General features: G+C 33.7%; 13 protein-coding genes and 1 pseudogene. 1 reads left to right on the top strand and 13 read right to left on the bottom strand.

What is annotated here, in order from left to right:
* Nucleotides 1–384 precede the first annotated feature (384 nt).
* Nucleotides 385–1,531: pseudogene (locus ACSVDA_RS05565) on the top strand (tyrosine-type recombinase/integrase).
* Between the two features lie 118 nt (nt 1,532–1,649).
* Here the strand turns inward: ACSVDA_RS05565 and glnA are convergent.
* The 13 genes from glnA to miaB form a co-directional block, all read right to left on the bottom strand.
* Nucleotides 1,650–2,984, bottom strand: a complete 1,335-nt coding sequence (gene glnA, locus ACSVDA_RS05570) for a type I glutamate--ammonia ligase (protein ID WP_485881537.1) — start codon at nt 2,982–2,984, stop codon at nt 1,650–1,652.
* Nucleotides 2,985–3,106: 122 nt separating this feature from the next.
* Nucleotides 3,107–3,508 (bottom strand): MerR family transcriptional regulator, encoded by a 402-nt coding sequence (locus ACSVDA_RS05575; RefSeq protein WP_485881539.1) that lies wholly within the window; start codon nt 3,506–3,508, stop codon nt 3,107–3,109.
* Between the two features lie 127 nt (nt 3,509–3,635).
* Nucleotides 3,636–4,904 carry a methionine gamma-lyase family protein gene (locus ACSVDA_RS05580; protein WP_485881541.1) on the bottom strand — a complete coding sequence of 423 codons (1,269 nt, stop codon included), beginning with the start codon at nt 4,902–4,904 and terminating at the stop codon, nt 3,636–3,638.
* A 13-nt stretch (nt 4,905–4,917) separates the two neighbouring features.
* The gene (gene hflX / locus ACSVDA_RS05585; protein WP_485881742.1) at nt 4,918–6,177 is read right to left on the bottom strand and encodes a GTPase HflX; all 1,260 of its coding nucleotides are present in this window, start codon (nt 6,175–6,177) and stop codon (nt 4,918–4,920) included.
* Between the two features lie 497 nt (nt 6,178–6,674).
* Nucleotides 6,675–7,622 carry a stage V sporulation protein K gene (gene spoVK / locus ACSVDA_RS05590; protein WP_485881542.1) on the bottom strand — a complete coding sequence of 316 codons (948 nt, stop codon included), beginning with the start codon at nt 7,620–7,622 and terminating at the stop codon, nt 6,675–6,677.
* 845 nt (nt 7,623–8,467) lie between these two features.
* Entirely contained in the window at nt 8,468–8,698 is a 231-nt protein-coding gene (locus tag ACSVDA_RS05595) for a hypothetical protein (protein WP_485881544.1), read from the bottom strand.
* Between the two features lie 161 nt (nt 8,699–8,859).
* Entirely contained in the window at nt 8,860–9,084 is a 225-nt protein-coding gene (gene hfq / locus ACSVDA_RS05600; RefSeq protein WP_214482767.1) for an RNA chaperone Hfq, read from the bottom strand.
* A 41-nt stretch (nt 9,085–9,125) separates the two neighbouring features.
* Entirely contained in the window at nt 9,126–10,070 is a 945-nt protein-coding gene (miaA, locus tag ACSVDA_RS05605) for a tRNA (adenosine(37)-N6)-dimethylallyltransferase MiaA (protein ID WP_485881546.1), read from the bottom strand.
* Between the two features lie 565 nt (nt 10,071–10,635).
* On the bottom strand, nt 10,636–12,528 hold the full coding sequence (gene mutL / locus ACSVDA_RS05610; protein WP_485881548.1) for a DNA mismatch repair endonuclease MutL: 1,893 nt from the start codon (nt 12,526–12,528) through the stop codon (nt 10,636–10,638).
* Between the two features lie 243 nt (nt 12,529–12,771).
* Nucleotides 12,772–15,360, bottom strand: a complete 2,589-nt coding sequence (mutS, locus tag ACSVDA_RS05615; protein WP_485881549.1) for a DNA mismatch repair protein MutS — start codon at nt 15,358–15,360, stop codon at nt 12,772–12,774.
* Between the two features lie 750 nt (nt 15,361–16,110).
* A complete protein-coding gene (locus ACSVDA_RS05620; protein WP_485881551.1) occupies nt 16,111–16,674 on the bottom strand; it encodes an outer spore coat protein CotE in 564 nt (187 codons plus the stop codon).
* A 664-nt stretch (nt 16,675–17,338) separates the two neighbouring features.
* A complete protein-coding gene (locus ACSVDA_RS05625) occupies nt 17,339–17,770 on the bottom strand; it encodes a YlbF/YmcA family competence regulator (RefSeq protein WP_320208766.1) in 432 nt (143 codons plus the stop codon).
* Nucleotide 17,771: 1 nt separating this feature from the next.
* Nucleotides 17,772–19,310: a tRNA (N6-isopentenyl adenosine(37)-C2)-methylthiotransferase MiaB gene (miaB, locus tag ACSVDA_RS05630; protein ID WP_485881553.1), complete on the bottom strand. Its 1,539-nt coding sequence runs from the start codon at nt 19,308–19,310 to the stop codon at nt 17,772–17,774.
* Between the last annotated feature and the right edge of the window lie 128 nt (nt 19,311–19,438).

Below are 19,438 nucleotides of genomic sequence, written 5' to 3' on the forward strand. Positions count from 1 at the left end.
TCTTCCTCTAACCCAATAGAATAAAATGAGCATTTTATTGTGAATTACTTTGTAATTATTTTATTCTATAATAGAATATCCATTATTTCCCTATAAATAATTTTGATATTGAACAATTGATATAAATCATTGACAGCAATTATTTTGAAAAGTAATAAAGAACAAAAGCTAAATTAATTGGAGTGTTAGATTGATTTGAGGAGAAAAAATAGATAATAATCTCATTTATTCACTTATTTATGTTTATATCAATAAAAATTTATGTAACTGCAATGAGAAGACCGTATTTTGAAAAAAATGTTCCCATCTATCATTCATTGAATACAGAATTCACAAGTGCTATAATGGGATATGTTTACAAATATATTGAAATGGAGATTTTTGATGGCTAGATTCCGAAAACGAGGAAATACATGGCAATTCCGAATTAGATATACTGATCCAATCACCAAGAAAAAAATGAATTATCTAAAAGTGGTTTAAAACAAAAAAAGAGGCTCAAATAGCTGCAAACGAAGTTGAAAAAAAGGTTCTCAATGGAATTGAGGTGGATAATACTCCAATTGCTTTGAAAAACTATCTCCATGAATGGTTAGTCGAATATAAGAAAGATAATGTAAGAAAGAACACTTATATTCTACATGAAAGAAATGTAAAAACAAAGATTATACCATACTTTAAAGAAGTAAATTTAAAAGATATCACACCTTTAAAATACCAAAAATTTCTTAATTATTTAGATGACCAGGGTTATAGTAAGAGGACAATTGAAATTATACACACTACAATGTTTAATGCTATGAAAACGGCTGTACATCCATTAAGAAAAATTGACAATAATCCATGTGAAGGTGCGACCATCCCAAAAAGTAAAACTAAAAAGAAGTCAGATTTACAATACATCGAATCAGAAAACATCTCACATTTTCTAACAGTAGGTAGAAAAGATAGCTATATTTACTATATGTTTTTCAAAACACTAATAGAAACAGGTATGAGGAAAGGTGAAGCTGCTGCTCTCCAAATAAAGGATATTGACCTAAAAGAAAGCTATATCAATGTAAACAAATCTCTAGATTTTCAGGCCAATAAAGATGAGAGTTTATTCGGAGAAACTAAAACATATGAATCGGAAAGAAGAATAAAAATAAGTGGGCCTCTAGTTAAGGAATTATCAAATCATCTGAAGGTTCTCAATGAGAACAAAATTGTCTTTAATGAAGAGTACAAACATGAATTAGATTTAGTATTCTGTCGTGAAGATGGAAATTTTCTACCTAAGTCTACCCTCTTTAATGCATTTTCAAGAATTCTAAAAAAAGCTGGATTAGAAAAAATGCCAATCCATGGACTAAGACATACTCATACAGTTTTATTACTGGAATCAGGCGCAACCATGAAATTCGTTCAAGAAAGATTAGGTCACAAAAGTATTACAATTACCTCGGATGTTTACTCTCATATTTCATCTAAGCTTGAAAATACTTCGGTGGACAAGTATGAAAAATATATGAATGATTTATTGGGATAAATTTTTTTTTGGAGTTTTTGCGGGTCAAAAGTGGGTCAAGTTGTAGTAGAGAATTAAATCTCACAACTTGACCCACCGTTTTAACCCTTATAAATGTTGTTAAATCAACATTTTAATTTTAGTATAAAGTCATATATTGGTCACGTTCCCAAGGATGAACTTGCGTGCGGAACATATCCCATTCAATTTCTTTTGCTTCTACAAAGTGTTCGAATAAATGCCTACCTAATGCACCTGTCATCACTTCATCAGACTTTAGGTTTTCTAATGCATGCTCTAGTGTTGCAGGTAAGTCTACGATACCAGCTTCTAAACGCTCAGCTTTGTTCATTACATAAATGTTTCTGTCAATTGGTGCTGGAGCTGTAAGTTTGTTTTTAATACCATCTAATCCTGCAGCAAGTAATACTGACATTGCCAAGTATGGGTTTGCACTTGGATCAACGCTTCGTACTTCTACACGTGTGCTCATACCTCTTGAAGCCGGGATACGAATTAATGGACTACGGTTGCGAGCTGACCATGCAACATATACAGGTGCTTCATAACCAGGAACTAAACGCTTATAAGAATTGATTGTTGGATTTGTAACAGCTGTAAAGTTTGGTGCATGTTTTATAACACCAGCAATAAATTGGCGAGCTGTTTCACTAAGTTCTAAGTCGCCAGTGGGGTCAAAAAATGAGTTTTCTCCATTAGCAAATAATGAAAGGTTTGCATGCATTCCAGATCCATTTACACCGTAAAGTGGTTTTGGCATGAATGTTGCGTGTAAACCGTGCTTTCTTGCGATCGTTTTTACAACAAGCTTGAACGTTTGAATATCATCAGCTGCTTTTAAAGCACCAGCGTATTTGAAGTCGATTTCATGTTGCCCTGGGGCTACTTCATGGTGAGATGCTTCAATATCAAAGCCCATTTCTTCTAATTCTAAAACGATATCACGACGGCAATTTTCACCTAAATCAGTTGGTGCTAAGTCAAAGTAGCCACCTTTATCATTTAATTCAAGAGTTGGTTCGCCATTTTCATCAACTTTAAACAAGAAAAATTCTGGCTCCGCTCCTAAATTAAAGTCAGTAAATCCTAGCTCTTCCATTTCTTTAAGTACACGCTTTAAGTTATTACGTGGATCTCCTTCAAATGGAGTACCATCAGGATTGTAAACATCACAAATTAGACGTGCAACTTTACCTTTTTCAGATGTCCAAGGGAATACAACCCAAGTATCTAAGTCAGGATATAAATACATATCTGATTCTTCTATACGTACGAAACCTTCGATTGAAGATCCATCAAACATCATTTTGTTATCAAGTGCTTTTTCTAACTGACTAGTAGGGATTTCAACATTTTTGATCGTTCCTAATAAATCAGTAAATTGTAGTCTTATATATCTAACGTTTTCCTCCTCAGTCATCTTAACAATGTCTTCTCGTGTGTACTTTGCCATAAAAAAAGCTCCTCCCTTGATTTTAAAAAATTTATTTAAATAAAAATTGGTGAAGTGTATCAATTCAAGAATTTATTTCACCTATATTTTACTTATTTCTAACGGTTGCATGCACATTTTAATTAATGGAAAAATCGGGACATATCTCCTTGTCTCAGAGTTGTACGATTATACTTTCCAGCATTCATCAATTCAGCTTTTAGTAGCTTGCGCAGCTCATCTTCAGATAGTTCTTGTTTGTTCGCTTTAACTACTTCATTTTCTTGTACAAGTTTTGCATCTTGATTGCCTGCAAATAGCTTCTTAATCCCTGCCATATTGACACCTTGATCTATTAGATTTTTAATTTCTAATAGCTTGTCAACATCATTAAAAGAAAATAATCGTCGATTTCCTTCGGTTCTTGCCGGAGATACTAATCCATGCTCTTCGTAATATCGAATTTGCCTAGCTGTTAATTCGGTTAGCTGCATCACGATTCCTATAGGAAAAAGTGGCATGGATCTTCTGATTTCATCAGCCATAATGATACCTCCATCATTTATTACTATATTCAGTATATTCCATGTTATGTTTTTTGTCAATATTATGTCATAAAATCTAACACATAAATTACAACAATTTTCTTTTAGTTCATTCCGTTCTTTTTTATCATATTTTGAGGAGGTTTTTTTCGATCAAATGATTAATTGCCGAACAAACCGCTATCTTCACGTGAGCATATGTGAGTCCCCCTTGTACATATGCTACGTATGGTGGCCTCAAAGGCCCATCTGCTGATAGTTCAATACTAGATCCTTGTATAAATGTACCGGCAGCCATTATCACATCATCTTCATAACCAGGCATATAGCTAGGGTACGGAGTAACATAGGAGTTGACAGGGGAACAATATTGGATTGCCTGACAAAATGCAATCATCATTTCTTTATTATCAAATTGGACTGATTGAATAAGGTCTGTTCGATGACTATTCCAGCTAGGATGTGTGTTCATGCCAATTTCGGATAAGAAAGCTGATGTGAAAACAGCACCTTTCAAAGCTTGACCAACAGTATGTGGAGCGAGAAAAAAACCCTGATACATTTCTTGTAAGCTATGTAATGATGCTCCTGCTTCACTACCTATTCCAGGAGAAGTCATTCGAAAAGAGCATGCATCAACAAGAGTTTTCTTCCCAACGATATAGCCACCTGTTTTAGCAAGACCACCACCAGGATTTTTTATTAAAGAACCGGCAATTAAGTCTGCACCTATATGACAAGGCTCTAATTGTTCTACAAATTCACCATAACAATTATCAACAAAGACGACGATTTCTTCATTAATCGTTTTTACAAATTGGACCATTTCTTGAATCTCACTTATCGAAAACGAGGGTCTATTTGCATATCCTTTAGATCTTTGAATACCAATCATTTTAGTTTTTTCATTTATCGCTACTTTTACTTTGTTATAATCAATTTTTCCATCTTCAGCTAACGGTATACTGTTATACCCAATATGGTACTCTTTAAAAGAGCCTACGCCTGAACCTCTAATTCCTACTATCTCCTCTAACGTATCATACGGCTTCCCAGTTATATACAAAAGCTCCTCAAATGGTCTAAGCACACCAAATAATGCAATTGAAATGGCATGCGTCCCTGATATGATTTGAGGGCGAACTAATCCAGCTTCGCCTCCAAAAACTTGTGCATAAACTTTCTCTAGTGTATCTCTGCCAACATCATCATAACCATAACCTGTTGATGGCATGAAATGCGAGTCACTTATTTTATGTCCACGAAAACTCTCAAGTACTCGATATTGATTCACTTCTATATTCCTATCAATTTGACCATGGATATTACGTATTTTAGCTTCTACTTTATTTACTATGTCGGAGATTTGCTCTCCATTACTTAAATTATGAAACATGTTTCTTCCCTTTCTAAACTTGATATTTCTTTAGTCTACCGAATGCGACATGTGAAGATAATACATATCCAGTACATTCATAAACATCTTCTCTTTCATCATATTTTGTCTCTGTTACAATCGTATCCGTTTTGATGGATGACAGTAATTTCCCGTCTTGGCTCGGAATCTTCACATGATATTTCACCATATTGTCTTTTATACGATTTTCGAGCCAAGCTTTCAGTTTAATTACATCATTGTCGTTATGTGCACTTATTGTGACAACTTCTGTATTTGATGAGGGTACAAAATCTGGATGAATATTGTCGCGCTTATTATAAACGGTTATGACAGGAATATTTTCAAAGCCTAACTCTCCTATTAACTGATATACAGTTTGTTCATGATTAAAATAATCTGGATTAGAACAATCAACAACATGTATGAGTACGTCCGCATCTTTGACCTCTTCTAATGTAGATCTAAATGCAGCTACTAACGTAGTAGGAAGGTCTTGTATAAATCCTACGGTATCAGTCAGCAGTACATTCATCCCAGATGGTATAGACATCTTTCTCGTCATTGGATCTAATGTAGCAAACAACTCATTTTCTTCATAAGCACCAGCTGCTGTTAAGCGGTTAAAAAGCGTTGATTTTCCAGCATTCGTATATCCTACTAAAGATAATTGAAATGCATTGTTTTTCTTTCTCCGTTCACGGTACCTCACCCGATGCTGAACGATCGACGATAGCTGTTGCTTAATTTCAACGACTCGACGATGAATGTGTCTTCTATCTGTTTCGAGCTTCGTTTCACCAGGTCCTCTAGTACCAATCCCTCCCCCGAGCCTAGATAAAGAAATACCTTGTCCCGCGAGTCTAGGTAGTAAATATTGTAATTGCGCAAGTTCAACCTGGAGCTTCCCTTCACGTGATCTAGCCCTCATTGCAAAAATATCTAAAATTAGTTGAGTTCTATCAATCACCCTAGCCTGAAATAACTTTGTTAAATTTCTAATTTGGCTAGGTGTCAGTTCATCATTAAAAATGATAATCTGTGGTTCTACTTCGGTTTCCAACTTTACAATTTCTTCTACCTTGCCTTTACCTATGTATGTAGCAGGATGAATTTTCTCTCTTTTTTGTGTAACGACAACTTCCACAGTCCCATTCGCCGTTTTTGTTAAAGATGCAAGTTCCTCCATCGAAAACATAAATCTTTCATCATTTAAATTGGGCAATTGACATCCAACTAGTATTGCTGTTTCAGCAGTTTTATTTGTATTTATATTCAAACTCCATGTACCTTCCCTTTTATAATAATTAACACTCTTTTTTATCATATCAAAACTAAAGACTTTTCACGAACAAATTTGAAATGAATTAATATATGTTTGTTCTTGCATGTAATATAGAATATCAAAAGAAAAAATAAGACTTTAGCATTAGTAATATGCGACTAATTTCTTGTAGATTTTAGTATTAAAAATTTGTTATTATCAAATTCAGAATATAAAGTATGTATATTTTAACCTTGATCAATTTATAAAGCTTATAGTTATTTCCAGTCCCTATTCATTACCTTCGTTCTTTTCTAAACTATCTTTACAGAAGAAAAGATTCCATCATTGCTAGATGGATACGTGTATATAACTTGGCACGAGAGAAACTATCTATAAGAAGTAGCTTTAATTAAGTTAAAATTTTAATACAAAATGAGGATGATACGGAGTACTTAAAATGACGTATCATCCTCTATTTTTTTATTAGCCTAAAACAATAACAGTTATATATCACTAATTAATAAGTCCTCACTATTAATGGTCATTAGCTGTTTTTTGTCGAGATCTTCTTGAAATAACAATCTCATTGCTTGAACACGAACAGACTTTTCTATAACATTTCTAACATAACGTCCATTACTAAAAGAAGCAGGGTGTAAAGAGTTCCTAATAGACAGTAAATGGTTGCGTAATTTCCACTCAGCTTCTTGGTGAAAAGTATAATCTCTTTCTGAGATCATTCTTGAAGCAATTTCCATCAATTGGTCCACAGTATAGTCTGGAAAATCTATAACTAAGGGGAACCTAGAATATAGCCCTGGATTGAGCGATAAAAAATGCTCCATTTCCTTTGAATACCCAGCTAAAATTAAAATAAATTCATTTTGTTTGTCTTCCATATGCTTGACTAATGTATCAATCGCTTCTTTTCCAAAGTCTTTTTCCCCACCACGAGCAAGTGAGTATGCCTCATCTATAAATAAGATTCCTCCCATAGCACGTTTAATAAGCTCGCGAGTTTTTTGTGCAGTATGCCCAATGTATTCCCCTACTAAATCTGCCCTTTCAGCCTCAATCAGATGTCCTTTCGATAACACATTCATACGAACAAATAGTTTCCCAAGTAATCTGGCAACAGTTGTTTTTCCTGTTCCAGGATTACCTTTGAACATCATATGCAGCACTTGTTTACCTGGTTTTAACCCCTCTTCCTCACGTTTCTTGTTAATAAAAATCCATGCATATATTTCTTTAACAATCCGTTTGATTTCTTCCATTCCAACAAGAGAAAGTAGCTCATCTTCAATTTCTTTAAGTATATTATGTTGAGAAGGGAACGGCTTATTATATACATCAGTTTGTTGATGTCGTTTAACCTCAATTTTCTTTTGTTGATTATTAAGTATAATATTGATTTGACCATTATTTTTCATCGTCATAGGTTGATTCAAGCGATTTCACCTCACATTCATTACTAGTATACGTACGAAAAATAAAATTGTGACAAATGCCTATAACAAAACTCCATATGTAATCATATTAACTGTAATAGCAAAGGAAAGGTGGTGTAATTTGTTTATAGCTTGTTAACAAATTTCTGCAATTTTTTCCTCATTATTTTCAATTATAAACCCGTCTAATTTGTCAAATATAAAGCTATATAATAAAGCGATGTTAAGATTTATTAAGTTTTTTGTACAGTCATTATAAGCAAGTAATGGTTAATTTCCATTTAGCACTTTGGATTTCAATAAGATAGACTATTTTACATATGTAAGAAGATTGGTGAAAAATATAAGAGGATAGTTAAGAATATCGCTTTATTTCTACTACTTTAATTGAATCCACATTAAAAGCTATAACAACTAATTTTTCAACGCTAATATTATTAAACAAAGTGTTAGATTTATTTTTGCCCCTCCCCTTCTTCACTACCTTATTTTTTCTAATGCTCTTTTCTATATGGAGATTTATGTGGTTGATGAAAGAAAGGATACAACGTATGGTTGTATCCACATCTCATACAAAAATAAGCTTTGTAACAAATCTTAGATTTCATTTTTTTTAAAACTATATAAAACTCCTTTAGTTAAGGTAGTTTTCATATTAATAAATAAATGGTTATACAACTAGGTTTCAGTAATCTATTCTTGACTGTTGAGCTCTTCTATTTTAGGTATTAGTGCAACAAATATTATGAAAAGAGTCTTTATAAAATAAAAAAGAGACCATTTTAATGGTCTTAGCAGCTAAGTTATTGTAACGAATTTCTAACATTGCATATAAATGTATAACTTCAACAACCCCTAATATGTAACATTCTGGTATTACTTCTGCCATGACTTCCCTCTTTTTTTATTTGATTAAGAGTGATCATCAAACCAGTAAGTCCTGCAGTCAGGGAAGGTGTAATACTCCACACTAAAAAGCCCCATTGCCCTGAAAATATTGAAATAAAGAGAAAAAGAATTGGAAATCCTACTAATGCTATTAAAGAAACATACAGTGCAATTTTATTATTGTTCATAGCACACCTCCATTAATGAATGTGAAAAGCAATAATAATTAGTTTGATAAAGATACCATGAACTCTATATATGCTTGGTTATTCCTTAGTACAACAATCATACCAAAAACAGCTCGTTCAAAAAAAATAACCTACGTTAATTTGTAGGTTATTCTTACGATTTATTCAAAATCTATTTGAATATTTTTTTGAGGTGCAAAGGTTGAAATCGCATGTTTATAAATTAATTGCTGTTTGCCCTCAGTTTCAAGCAAAACAGTAAAATTATCAAATCCTTTTATTTGTCCTCTCAATTGAAATCCATTTAATAAGAAAACTGTTACAAATGCTCCATCTTTTCTAACTTGATTTAAAAATTGATCTTGAATATTAATTGATTGCTTCATAATTTCGTCCTCCTCTTTTCTATATATACATAATTATTCGCTTAAAGTTTGAGCTTTCCTGCTATGTAATCGAAAATATCCGTTAACTTTTCATTAAGATGACTAGTATTAGTCATATCAAACCATTCAATATCCATCTTGTTTCTAAACCATGTTAATTGACGTTTGGCATACCGTCGCGAATTTTGCTTTAGACTATCTTTCGCATCTGCTATCGTTATATTGCCTTCAAAATGCTCATACAGTTCTTTATAACCAATCGCTTGAATTGATTGGCAATTCCTTATGCCTCTTTCATATAGATAATGAGCTTCATTCACTAGGCCTTGATCAAACATAAGGTCCACACGCGCATTGATTCTTTCATACAATTTTGCTCGGTCCATCGTTAATCCGATAAGTGCATTATCATATAATATATCTTGTTTCTGGTCTTGTTGCAACTCAGACATCGGTTTACCCGTCACATGGTAAATTTCAAGTGCGCGTATAACGCGTCTAACATTATGTGGGTGAATCCGTTCAATACTGAGTGGATCAACTTTTTTTAGTTCATTATATAACGAATGTGCTTCACCATTATCAGCTTTTGCTTGTAAGCGATTACGATATGAAAGATCAGTCGGTTGACTGGAGAATTGATAATCATACAAAACAGCTTGAATGTATAAACCTGTACCTCCTACAATCATTGGAAGCTTCCCACGAGACTGGATATCGCTAATTAAACTTCGAACGATCATTTGAAATTCTGCTACAGAAAAAGATTCATGAGGATCTTTAATATCAATTAAATGATGCTCGATCCCTTCCATCTCTTCTTGTTTTATTTTTGCGGTACCAATGTCCATTCCCCGATATATTTGCATAGAGTCACCACTAATAATCTCCCCATTTAACTTTTTCGCTAGCTCTATGCTTAATTTTGTTTTCCCAACAGCTGTCGGACCTACGATCACAACAACTTTTTGTTCTGTTTCATTCAACTAATGATCACTACTTTCTATATCTATTGCAGTCAAATCATAACATATCCAGTTTTGTAAATTAAACATTCATATAGTATAACCAAAAAAGAATCATTTTTAACAAGTCTTTACAATAATTTTATAAGATTAAGACATGATAATGCTTTCAATATAAATCACTAATCAAATTATCAAAAATCATTTAAGTAAACGTGAATGTAAAAGTAGCATAAGATCATTTTACATAATAGTTGCAAAAGGGCAGTGTGAATGTCTCAGTTATGTTTATATTGTTTTTCAGTCAAAAATAGATTTGCTCCCATTAAGCTAAACATGAGTTTAAATAAGCTGTTTTTCCAACGGCTGTTGTTTATCGAATAAAAACGATACACACAATTCTAATGCTCACAGGTTATTAAAATAAACAGCTCATTGAATATTTAATTTAGTATGGGAGCAACACAGTTTACGACAAAAGTCGTAAGATAACTACCTGGGTCTAGAAGGTAAAGAAAAGTCTATGTTGAGTCAACATAGCTCTATTATATTAGCATTGTTAATTCTTATTACTCATTGTTTAAACTTACATAACTCGTTTAAACATTTTTTCCATTTCATAGGTTGTATGATGAATGATGATCGGTCTACCATGCGGACATGTAAATGGGTCACTCGATTGTCTAAGCTGTTCAAGTAAAGAAAAAATTTCTTCCTCCTTAAGATGTTGATTAGCTTTAATCGAAGCTTTACAGCTCATCATAATCGCAGCTTCTTCACGAAGTTTTTTCACATCAACTTTTTGCATGTGTAGCACTTGTTCAATCATATCCTCAATGATCGTAGTCTCATCTCCTACTGGGAACCAAGTTGGATGAGATCGAACGATGAAACAATGGTGTCCAAAAGGCTCTAAAAACACCCCACATTGGGCTAACTCTTCTTTATGCTCATTTATTAGTACATATTCATCTTGTGAATATTCTAAAGTTAGTGGCAACAACAGCTCTTGAACCTCCGAAGTAACTTGACCGACTTTTTCACGGAAGTATTCATATTTAATTCTTTCTTGAGCAGCATGTTGGTCGATAATATAAAGACCTTGTTCATTTTGAGCCAAAATGTAAGTTCCATGCATTTGGCCAATAGGGTATAGTGGTGGAACACGTTGCGTATGATCTGCAACAAAATCATCAAAATCCTTTACTTCTTCTTCCTCAACCTCAGTAACATCGTGGTTATTATCTATTTGTACTCTTTTCGGTTCAAGTGATGCATTATAAGCATTATTTTCATCATGTATAAACTCATCTTCGTTTTCCTTAATGACATCAACCACGTTTTCAATTTGTGAATGAATACCTATTTTCTTTTCTACAGGTAAAGCAAATTCAACGTGTGTATCGTTCTTTAATGCATGATGTTCCAACGTAAAATCTTGTTGAACTGTTCGTTCTTTTCTCTGTGTAAATTGGTTTGCTTCGGGAATGAGCTGCTTAGTTTTAAATTCTTTTTCAATCTGTGATCCTATTAAGTCGTTCAGCTCAGATTCCTTACTAAGTCGCACCTCAAGTTTCGAAGGATGGACATTTACATCTATTAATAAAGGGTCCATGTTAATTTCCAATACGATGATTGGATATCTACCGATTGGTAGTAATGTATGATAACCTTTTTGAATTGCCTTCACAATAGAATAGTTTTTTATATATCTCCCATTTACCATCGTTGAGATGTAATTCCTTGATGCTCTCGTAAGTTCTGGTAATGAAATGAATCCCTTCATCTCAAAATCTAAAGATTTAATTGATATTGGAATCATTTTCTTTGCAATAGATACTCCATATATCGCTGCTATTACTTGTTTCAAATTACCATTGCCATTTGTTAAAAGTAGTTTTTTTCCATTATGAATTAATTTAAATGAAATCGATGGGTACGCTAAAGCTAGACGATTAACGATATCAGTAATATTACCTAACTCGGTATTAATCGTTTTCATATATTTTAATCTAGCTGGTGTATTATAAAATAAATTGGACACTGTTATATCGGTGCCTTTACGACTATCAGTACGATGATGACTAGCGAGCTCGCCACCTTTAATAGAAATATACGTACCCGCTTCTTCACCCGTACTCGTCTTCATCTCTAGTTCGGATACCGACGCAATACTAGGCAATGCTTCACCTCTAAATCCTAGCGTCCGTATTCTAAACAGGTCATTTTCATCTATAATTTTACTCGTAGCATGACGTGAAAAAGCCACAAGGCAATCATCTGGTTCGATGCCATCCCCATTATCAATCACTCGAATTTTTGCTAATCCTGCCTCTTCTAGTTCAATTTCAATAACAGTGCTATGCGCATCTATTGCATTTTCAACCAATTCTTTTACAACTGAGGCTGGTCTCTCAACTACTTCCCCTGCTGCAATTTTATTAGCAAGCTGATCATCTAATTCAATAATTTTCCCCACTATATCACCTCCAACCTTATCATTTATAAAGGCTCTTTTTGTAAATTTAGTAGCTTTCACAAAAAAAGACAGCATGCTGAGTTTATGAAAGCAATAATTGTAACAAGAGCGAAAAGCAACAATCAATGCGAAAACTGCTATTCAAAAAAATATGAAAAAATGCTAATTAAACTACTTGATTATTTTATATGAACGTGATTAACGAGGTTAGCTTCCTTTTTTCGTTTTGTCCACTCATAAAAATCACTTCAATTTCTTTTGAATTTCATACAGTTTATTCATTGCATCCATAGGTGTCATGTCTAATAAATCAAGTGATTTTATACCTTTTAACATCCGCTTCTCTTTTGTAGAGAGTTTTTCTTCAATTTTATTTGTCATTTCTTCTTGAACAAATAATGATAATTGTTCTTTAGGAACAGCATGCTCCACTTTAGTATTAGGTTCTGATTCACTTGCTTTTTCAAGTATAGCTAGTACCGATTTTGCACGATCGATTAAAGCGTCTGGAAGGTCAGCTAATTGTGCAACATGTATACCATAGCTTCTATCAGCTGCACCTTCTTTTATTTTATGGAGGAACACTACTTTCCCATGTTCCTCTATTGCACTCACATGAATATTTTGTAATTTTGGTAAATCATTCTCTAGTACTGTCAATTCATGATAATGAGTTGAGAATAGCATCTTCGCACCGATGTTGTTATGAATATATTCAATTATAGCTTGTGCAAGTGCCATACCGTCATAAGTTGATGTACCTCTACCAATTTCATCAAATAAGATTAAACTATGTTTAGAGGCATTCATTATGGCATTATTTGCTTCTAGCATTTCTACCATAAACGTACTTTGACCAGAAATAAGATCATCAGCTGCACCAATACGAGTGAAAACCTGATCAAAGATCGGCAGTACAGCTTCTTGGGCTGGAACGTAACAACCAATCTGAGCAAGAATAGACGTTAAAGCAATTTGTCTCATATACGTGCTTTTCCCTGACATATTTGGACCAGTAATTAATAGTATCTCTCTATCATCATTCATCACACAATCATTCGGTACGTACTGCTGAAGTTGTAGTACTTTCTCTACGACGGGGTGACGTCCATCTTTGAGAAAGACCTCTCCATTATGAGAGAAAGCTGGCTTACAATAATGTCTTTCCTCACTAACTGTCGCAAAGCATTGCAATACATCAAGTTCACTAATAATTTGAGCCAATTGCTGAATACGAGAAATATTATTTTTTACTTGTTCACGAATGTGAAGGAATAGCTCGTACTCTACTTCAACAATTTTTTCTTCTGCTTCAAGTATTAAAGCTTCTTTTTCTTTTAACTCAGGCGTAATAAACCTCTCTGCGTTTGTTAATGTTTGTTTACGCTCATATCTTCCTTCTGCTAATAAATGAAGATTTGCCTTAGTTACTTCAATATAGTAGCCAAATACCCGGTTGTAACCAACTTTCAACGATTTTATGCCTGTTAGCTCACGTTCTTGTTTTTCTAAAGCCGCTAACCATGACTTGCCATTCTTACTAGCATCTCTTAGTTTATCAAGGGTAGGATCATATCCATCTGCAATGATGTCACCTTCCTTAATCGTAAGTGGAGGGTTTTCACGCAAAGAAGTTTCTAATAACGCTGTCACTTGTTCACACGGATCAATTTTTTCAGCAAGTTCACCACAATATCCATGATCAAGTGTTGTTAATAATTGCTTTATTGCAGGTATTTGTTGTAATGACTTTTTTAGTTGGACTAGATCTCTTGCATTTACATTACCAAAGGCTACTCGACCTGCTAAACGCTCTAAATCATAAATTTCCTTCAACATATCCCGAAGCTCAATTCGCTCAAAATATGAATTTATAAAAGTCTCCACCATATTTAAGCGGTTATCTATTGCATCTTTATTGATGAGGGGTTTGTCTAACCATTGTTTAAGGCGTCGTCCTCCCATCGCTGTCATCGTGTCATCAAGCAACCACAGTAAAGAACCCTTTTTCCCTTTACCTCGAATTGTTTCTGTTAGCTCTAAATTCCTTTTTGAAAAGTAATCTATTTTCATAAATTGATTTGTTTCATAGACTTGAACTTCTTGCAAGTGTTCTAAACTACGTTTTTGTGTTTTCTTTAAATAATTTATTAAGCGGCTAACTGTACGTGTTAGCTTGTCATCATGTAATTTGTTAACTATGTTTAAAAAATCATTATCAAGGACGATATTATCTTCGAATGAAAATGTTAATTGGCATCGTTCTAATAATTTTATTTTTAGCTCTTCTGGAAATTGTGAGTCAACAACAACCTCTTTTGCATTAATTGAATAAATTTCGTTAATTACATCATTGAATTGCTGCGATATAATAGTAACTTTGCTCTCACCAGTTGTTAAATCGATGTGAGAAAGACCGAAACTATTATCATCAAACATCGATATTGATGAAAGGAAATTATTATCTTTTTCCATAACTCCCTTGCCTTCCATCACTGTACCTGGTGTAATGAGCTGAACTACTTCACGCTTAACAACACCTTTTGCTTGTTTAGGATCTTCAACTTGCTCACAAATTGCTACTTTATACCCTTTGGTTATTAATTGTTCAATATATCCGCTAGCAGCATGGTGTGGAACTCCACACATCGGAATGCGCTGTTGGTCTCCACCATCTCTACTCGTTAATGCGATCTCTAACACCTTAGATGCATTGACTGCATCATCGAAAAACATTTCATAAAAATCCCCAAGACGAAAAAATAAAAAGGCATCCTGATAATCTGCCTTTATCTTTAAATATTGTTGTATCATCGGCGTATAGCTTGCCATTGTTATCCCCCAAATATTCCTATTATTAAGCACTATTTATTATAACATATATAGGGACATTTCTTTATTACATTGGATGTTTCAACATAAATTGTTATTAGCTAAGGCTCTTTTTTTACTTTGTTCTTTTTCTCTAATCGTATAAATTCTGATGTGTTTATGTAATTAGAACAGCCTTTAGAGAAAAAAAGATGCCCCGATCGCTAGATCTATACGTGTTTATAACTTGGTACGTAAAGATACTAGCATTGCGAATACCCCCTTTAGCTAAGGCTCTTTTTTACTTTGTTCTTTTTCTCTAATAATATAAACTCTAATGTGTATATGTGTTTAGAACAGCCTTTAGAGAAAAAAAGATGCCCCGATCGCTAGATCTATACGTGTTTATAACTTGGTACGTAAAGATACTAGCATTGCGAATACCCCCTTTAGCTTAGGCTCTTTTTTTACTTTGTTCTTTTTCTCTAATAGTATAAACTCTAATATGTATATGTGTTTAGAACAGCCTTTAGAGAAAAAAAGATGCTAAGATATCATGTATATGTTTAGTACGAAAAGCATCCATAAAAATAACAAACTAACCACCTTAAACAACCTTCTGAAGCTTTTCTAGGTGATCAAAAAAATATTAATGACAAAGTTTAAAAATGGTACCACTACAACAAGAGTATCATTCCAAATAAATTCATAATGCTGAATTCCCTTTTGACAAAAACAAAAAACTAGGAAGTCTGGCTCCCTAGTTCTTTATTATTCTTCTACGTCTTCTATAAGAAAATCAGGATTTAAATCTTCAAACTCTTCATCATCTAATTCCTCATCGTCTAACTCTTCATCATCCCATTCTTCTTCTTCTAACTCCCCATCAGGATCAATGACAACCCAGACTTTCGTTTCTCCAATTACTTCTGCTAGAAATTCCCGCTCCACTTGCACGATTACTTTATTACCATTTGGAGAAATAGTTGCTTCCAACGTATTAGGCTGCTGCAAAACTTTTGCTACAACTTCTTGACCACCGTCTAAATAATTTTCATCTTTGTATTTTAATTTGATCACATCTGTATATGCAACTTTTTCTGTTACGACTTCTGTTTTCGTATTATCACTGAATGAATACCATACATTAATGTCATAAGTACCATCTAATTCAACAGTAGATTCTCGTTTTTTTGCCTCATATTGGTGGTTTATAATCCAACAACCTAAAATACTAGTAGGTTTATGGGACGGAGAAAATGTGTGTGTTGCTTGGGTGAACTTACGCCCTCTTCCTATTACAGCTTTAGTAATAATTTCTCTATGTTGTGACATACAAGTATACCCTCCTCAATCAATCTTCTTTCCATCCTATGCAGGGCAAATGACTATTGTGCCTATTACAAAAACAATTATGTGAAGTATTAAATATAGCCGTATAGTTCATTGTATGTCGCAAAATCTAGATATGTACCTATTTTCAAAATTTATTTAGAAAAATAGCGTAGACTGATTTGTTCACTATACCCGAAGGTACCTTTTGACATAGGTTGAATAGGTGTGATTGACTCGTGAACGTAGAGAATATGGAAGCTTCTTAATCTTTGGAGTTATATAATATGTAGGATTTGAACTTTAAGTGTGAGAGTTATAGTGTTCGTGAAGAGACTTGGGTTTGATCTACAATAATTAGCTTCGTAGACTTTGTTGTATTTTTTCTAATTTTGATCAGTTAGTAACTTTTAATTAATAGCTCTTTTCGTAAACTTTGTTGCAATGATTATCTTTTAGTTCCAAAAAAGTGGTTTACATTGTTAGTCATCGTTGTACAGAAAAAAGATGCCATGTATGATATTAATTTTCGTATTTAACTTTTGTGACAATCAACAATCCATACAAAGAAAGTGACCTGCTAGCTAATCTATACAATTATCAACGAAAAAGAGCATTGAAATATATCCAACGCTCTCTTATCTTAAATAATAGATTACTTAAAAGCTTAGTGACAACTGCTTCCACTACTTGCTTTAACTTTTGAGCCTGTCTCTCCACGGAGTACATCTCCACCGGTAGAGATAATTATTTCATCAGTAACTGTATTCGTAATTGTTGATGCAACAAGTTGAAGTAAATCATTCACATGAATTTGCGATGATTTAAATTCCTGAACGATCGGCAATTCATCTATTTCAGCATGAAGTTTATCAATTTTTTCTTCCACTTGTTTTAATGCCTCATGCTTACCATAATGTTGAAAATTAACTGCTTGTTTTTGCAAGCTCTTAATCAATGCAATCGTTTCTCTTACTTTTTGATTTTCGTTAATTTTCTCTTCCGTTTGTTTAAACAGTTCTACTTCTTCCGTATCCGCAATCATCTTTGCTAAATCACGAGCACGTGCAACAAGATCATCTTTAGTATACTTAGTCATCTTAATTCACCTCTGCTACTTCTTCTATCATTTCTCCATCTAATGTCCATGTTTTTGCTTGTGTGATCTTCACTTTTACGATCTGACCAATAACTGATTTAGGAGCTCTGAAATTAACAAGCTTATTCTTTTCTGTGTAACCCGCAAGTACTTCTGGATTGTTTTTACTTTCACCCTCTACAAGTACTTCAACGATTTTACCTTCATGTTCTTTCATTTTTATAGCAGAAAATTCATTTACGAGTGCATTTAGTCTCTGCAAACGTTCTTTCTTCACTTCCATCGGAATATTATCTTGCATCTTAGCTGCCGGAGTACCTTCTCTAGGTGAATAAATAAATGTATACGCAGAATCAAATCCAACTTCTCGATACAATGATAGGGTTTCCTCAAATTGTTCGTCTGTTTCATTCGGGAATCCTACTATGATATCAGTCGTTAATGATACTGATGGAATAGCTTCTTTTATTTTTCTTACTAATTCTAAATAATGTTCACGAGAATATTTACGTGCCATAATTTTCAACACATCAGTGCTCCCAGATTGAACAGGTAAATGAATGTGGTCGACTAAGTTTCCGCCTTTAGCTAATACTTCTATAAGGCGATCATCAAAGTCACGAGGATGGCTAGTTGTAAAACGGATACGAGCAACATCAATTTTTCTTAGTTCGTCCATTAAATCTCCTAACCCATAGTCAATATCTTCTAAATCTTTACCGTATGCATTCACATTTTGGCCTAAGAGTGTAATTTCCTTGTAACCATTCCTAGCTAAGTGACGAACTTCTTCAATGATGTCGTCAGGTCGTCTACTACGCTCTTTTCCACGAGTATATGGCACGATACAGTAAGTACAGAACTTGTCACAGCCATACATAATATTGACCCAAGCTTTAATATCCCCTTTACGCACTTTAGGGAGATTTTCGATAACATCCCCTTCTTTTGACCATACTTCAACAACTATCTCTTTGCTAAGCATAGCCTCTTTTACAATCTGTGGTAATCGGTGAATATTATGAGTGCCAAATATCATATCAACATGATGGTGTTTTTGTAATATTTTATTGACAACGGATTCTTCTTGGGACATACATCCGCAAACACCTAATAATACGTTAGGATTGTTCTTTTTTAAATGCTTAAGATGACCAAGTTCACCAAATACTTTATTCTCAGCATTTTCTCGTATCGCACATGTATTTAATAGAATAATATCAGCATCATCAACTGTATCTGTTGATTCATAGCCTAATCCTAGTAAAATACCTGCCATGACTTCTGTATCATGTTCATTCATTTGACAGCCATAAGTTCGGATATAAAACTTACGCCCAGTACCTATTCCGATCATGTCCTCTGGCAGTTCAAAATCACGCTGGATAAGAACATCTTCCTTACCACGTTTTTTAGCATCTGATAAAGACGGGGCCTGATAAACACTATCAAAATACTGACTATAATCCTTGGCGGATTTTTTGTCCGAAGGATTAGGTTGCTTTACTTGTTGTGATTCTAAGCGTTGCTTTTCGTTCATTATATATCTCCTTTCGTACAAATCACTGCAAATCTAAAAATACTTACACACATTATCATAGTATAATGGTAATACAAATAATAAACAATAAAAACAAAGCTTTGTTACAAATTAACCACATATTTATA

Origin of the sequence: Cytobacillus sp. Hm23, assembly GCF_051842895.1 — a bacterium.
Lineage (GTDB): Bacteria > Bacillota > Bacilli > Bacillales > SM2101 > Nanhaiella.

What these genes read in the sequence shown, in the direction of transcription:
- glnA (WP_485881537.1), bottom strand. Translation starts at nt 2,984, where the DNA reads ATGGCAAAGTACACACGAGAAGACATTGTTAAGATGACTGAGGAGGAA.
- ACSVDA_RS05575 (WP_485881539.1), bottom strand. Translation starts at nt 3,508, where the DNA reads ATGGCTGATGAAATCAGAAGATCCATGCCACTTTTTCCTATAGGAATC.
- ACSVDA_RS05580 (WP_485881541.1), bottom strand. Translation starts at nt 4,904, where the DNA reads ATGTTTCATAATTTAAGTAATGGAGAGCAAATCTCCGACATAGTAAAT.
- ACSVDA_RS05595 (WP_485881544.1), bottom strand. Translation starts at nt 8,698, where the DNA reads ATGAACAATAATAAAATTGCACTGTATGTTTCTTTAATAGCATTAGTA.
- hfq (WP_214482767.1), bottom strand. Translation starts at nt 9,084, where the DNA reads ATGAAGCAATCAATTAATATTCAAGATCAATTTTTAAATCAAGTTAGA.
- mutS (WP_485881549.1), bottom strand. Translation starts at nt 15,360, where the DNA reads ATGGCAAGCTATACGCCGATGATACAACAATATTTAAAGATAAAGGCA.
- ACSVDA_RS05620 (WP_485881551.1), bottom strand. Translation starts at nt 16,674, where the DNA reads ATGTCACAACATAGAGAAATTATTACTAAAGCTGTAATAGGAAGAGGG.
- ACSVDA_RS05625 (WP_320208766.1), bottom strand. Translation starts at nt 17,770, where the DNA reads ATGACTAAGTATACTAAAGATGATCTTGTTGCACGTGCTCGTGATTTA.
- miaB (WP_485881553.1), bottom strand. Translation starts at nt 19,310, where the DNA reads ATGAACGAAAAGCAACGCTTAGAATCACAACAAGTAAAGCAACCTAAT.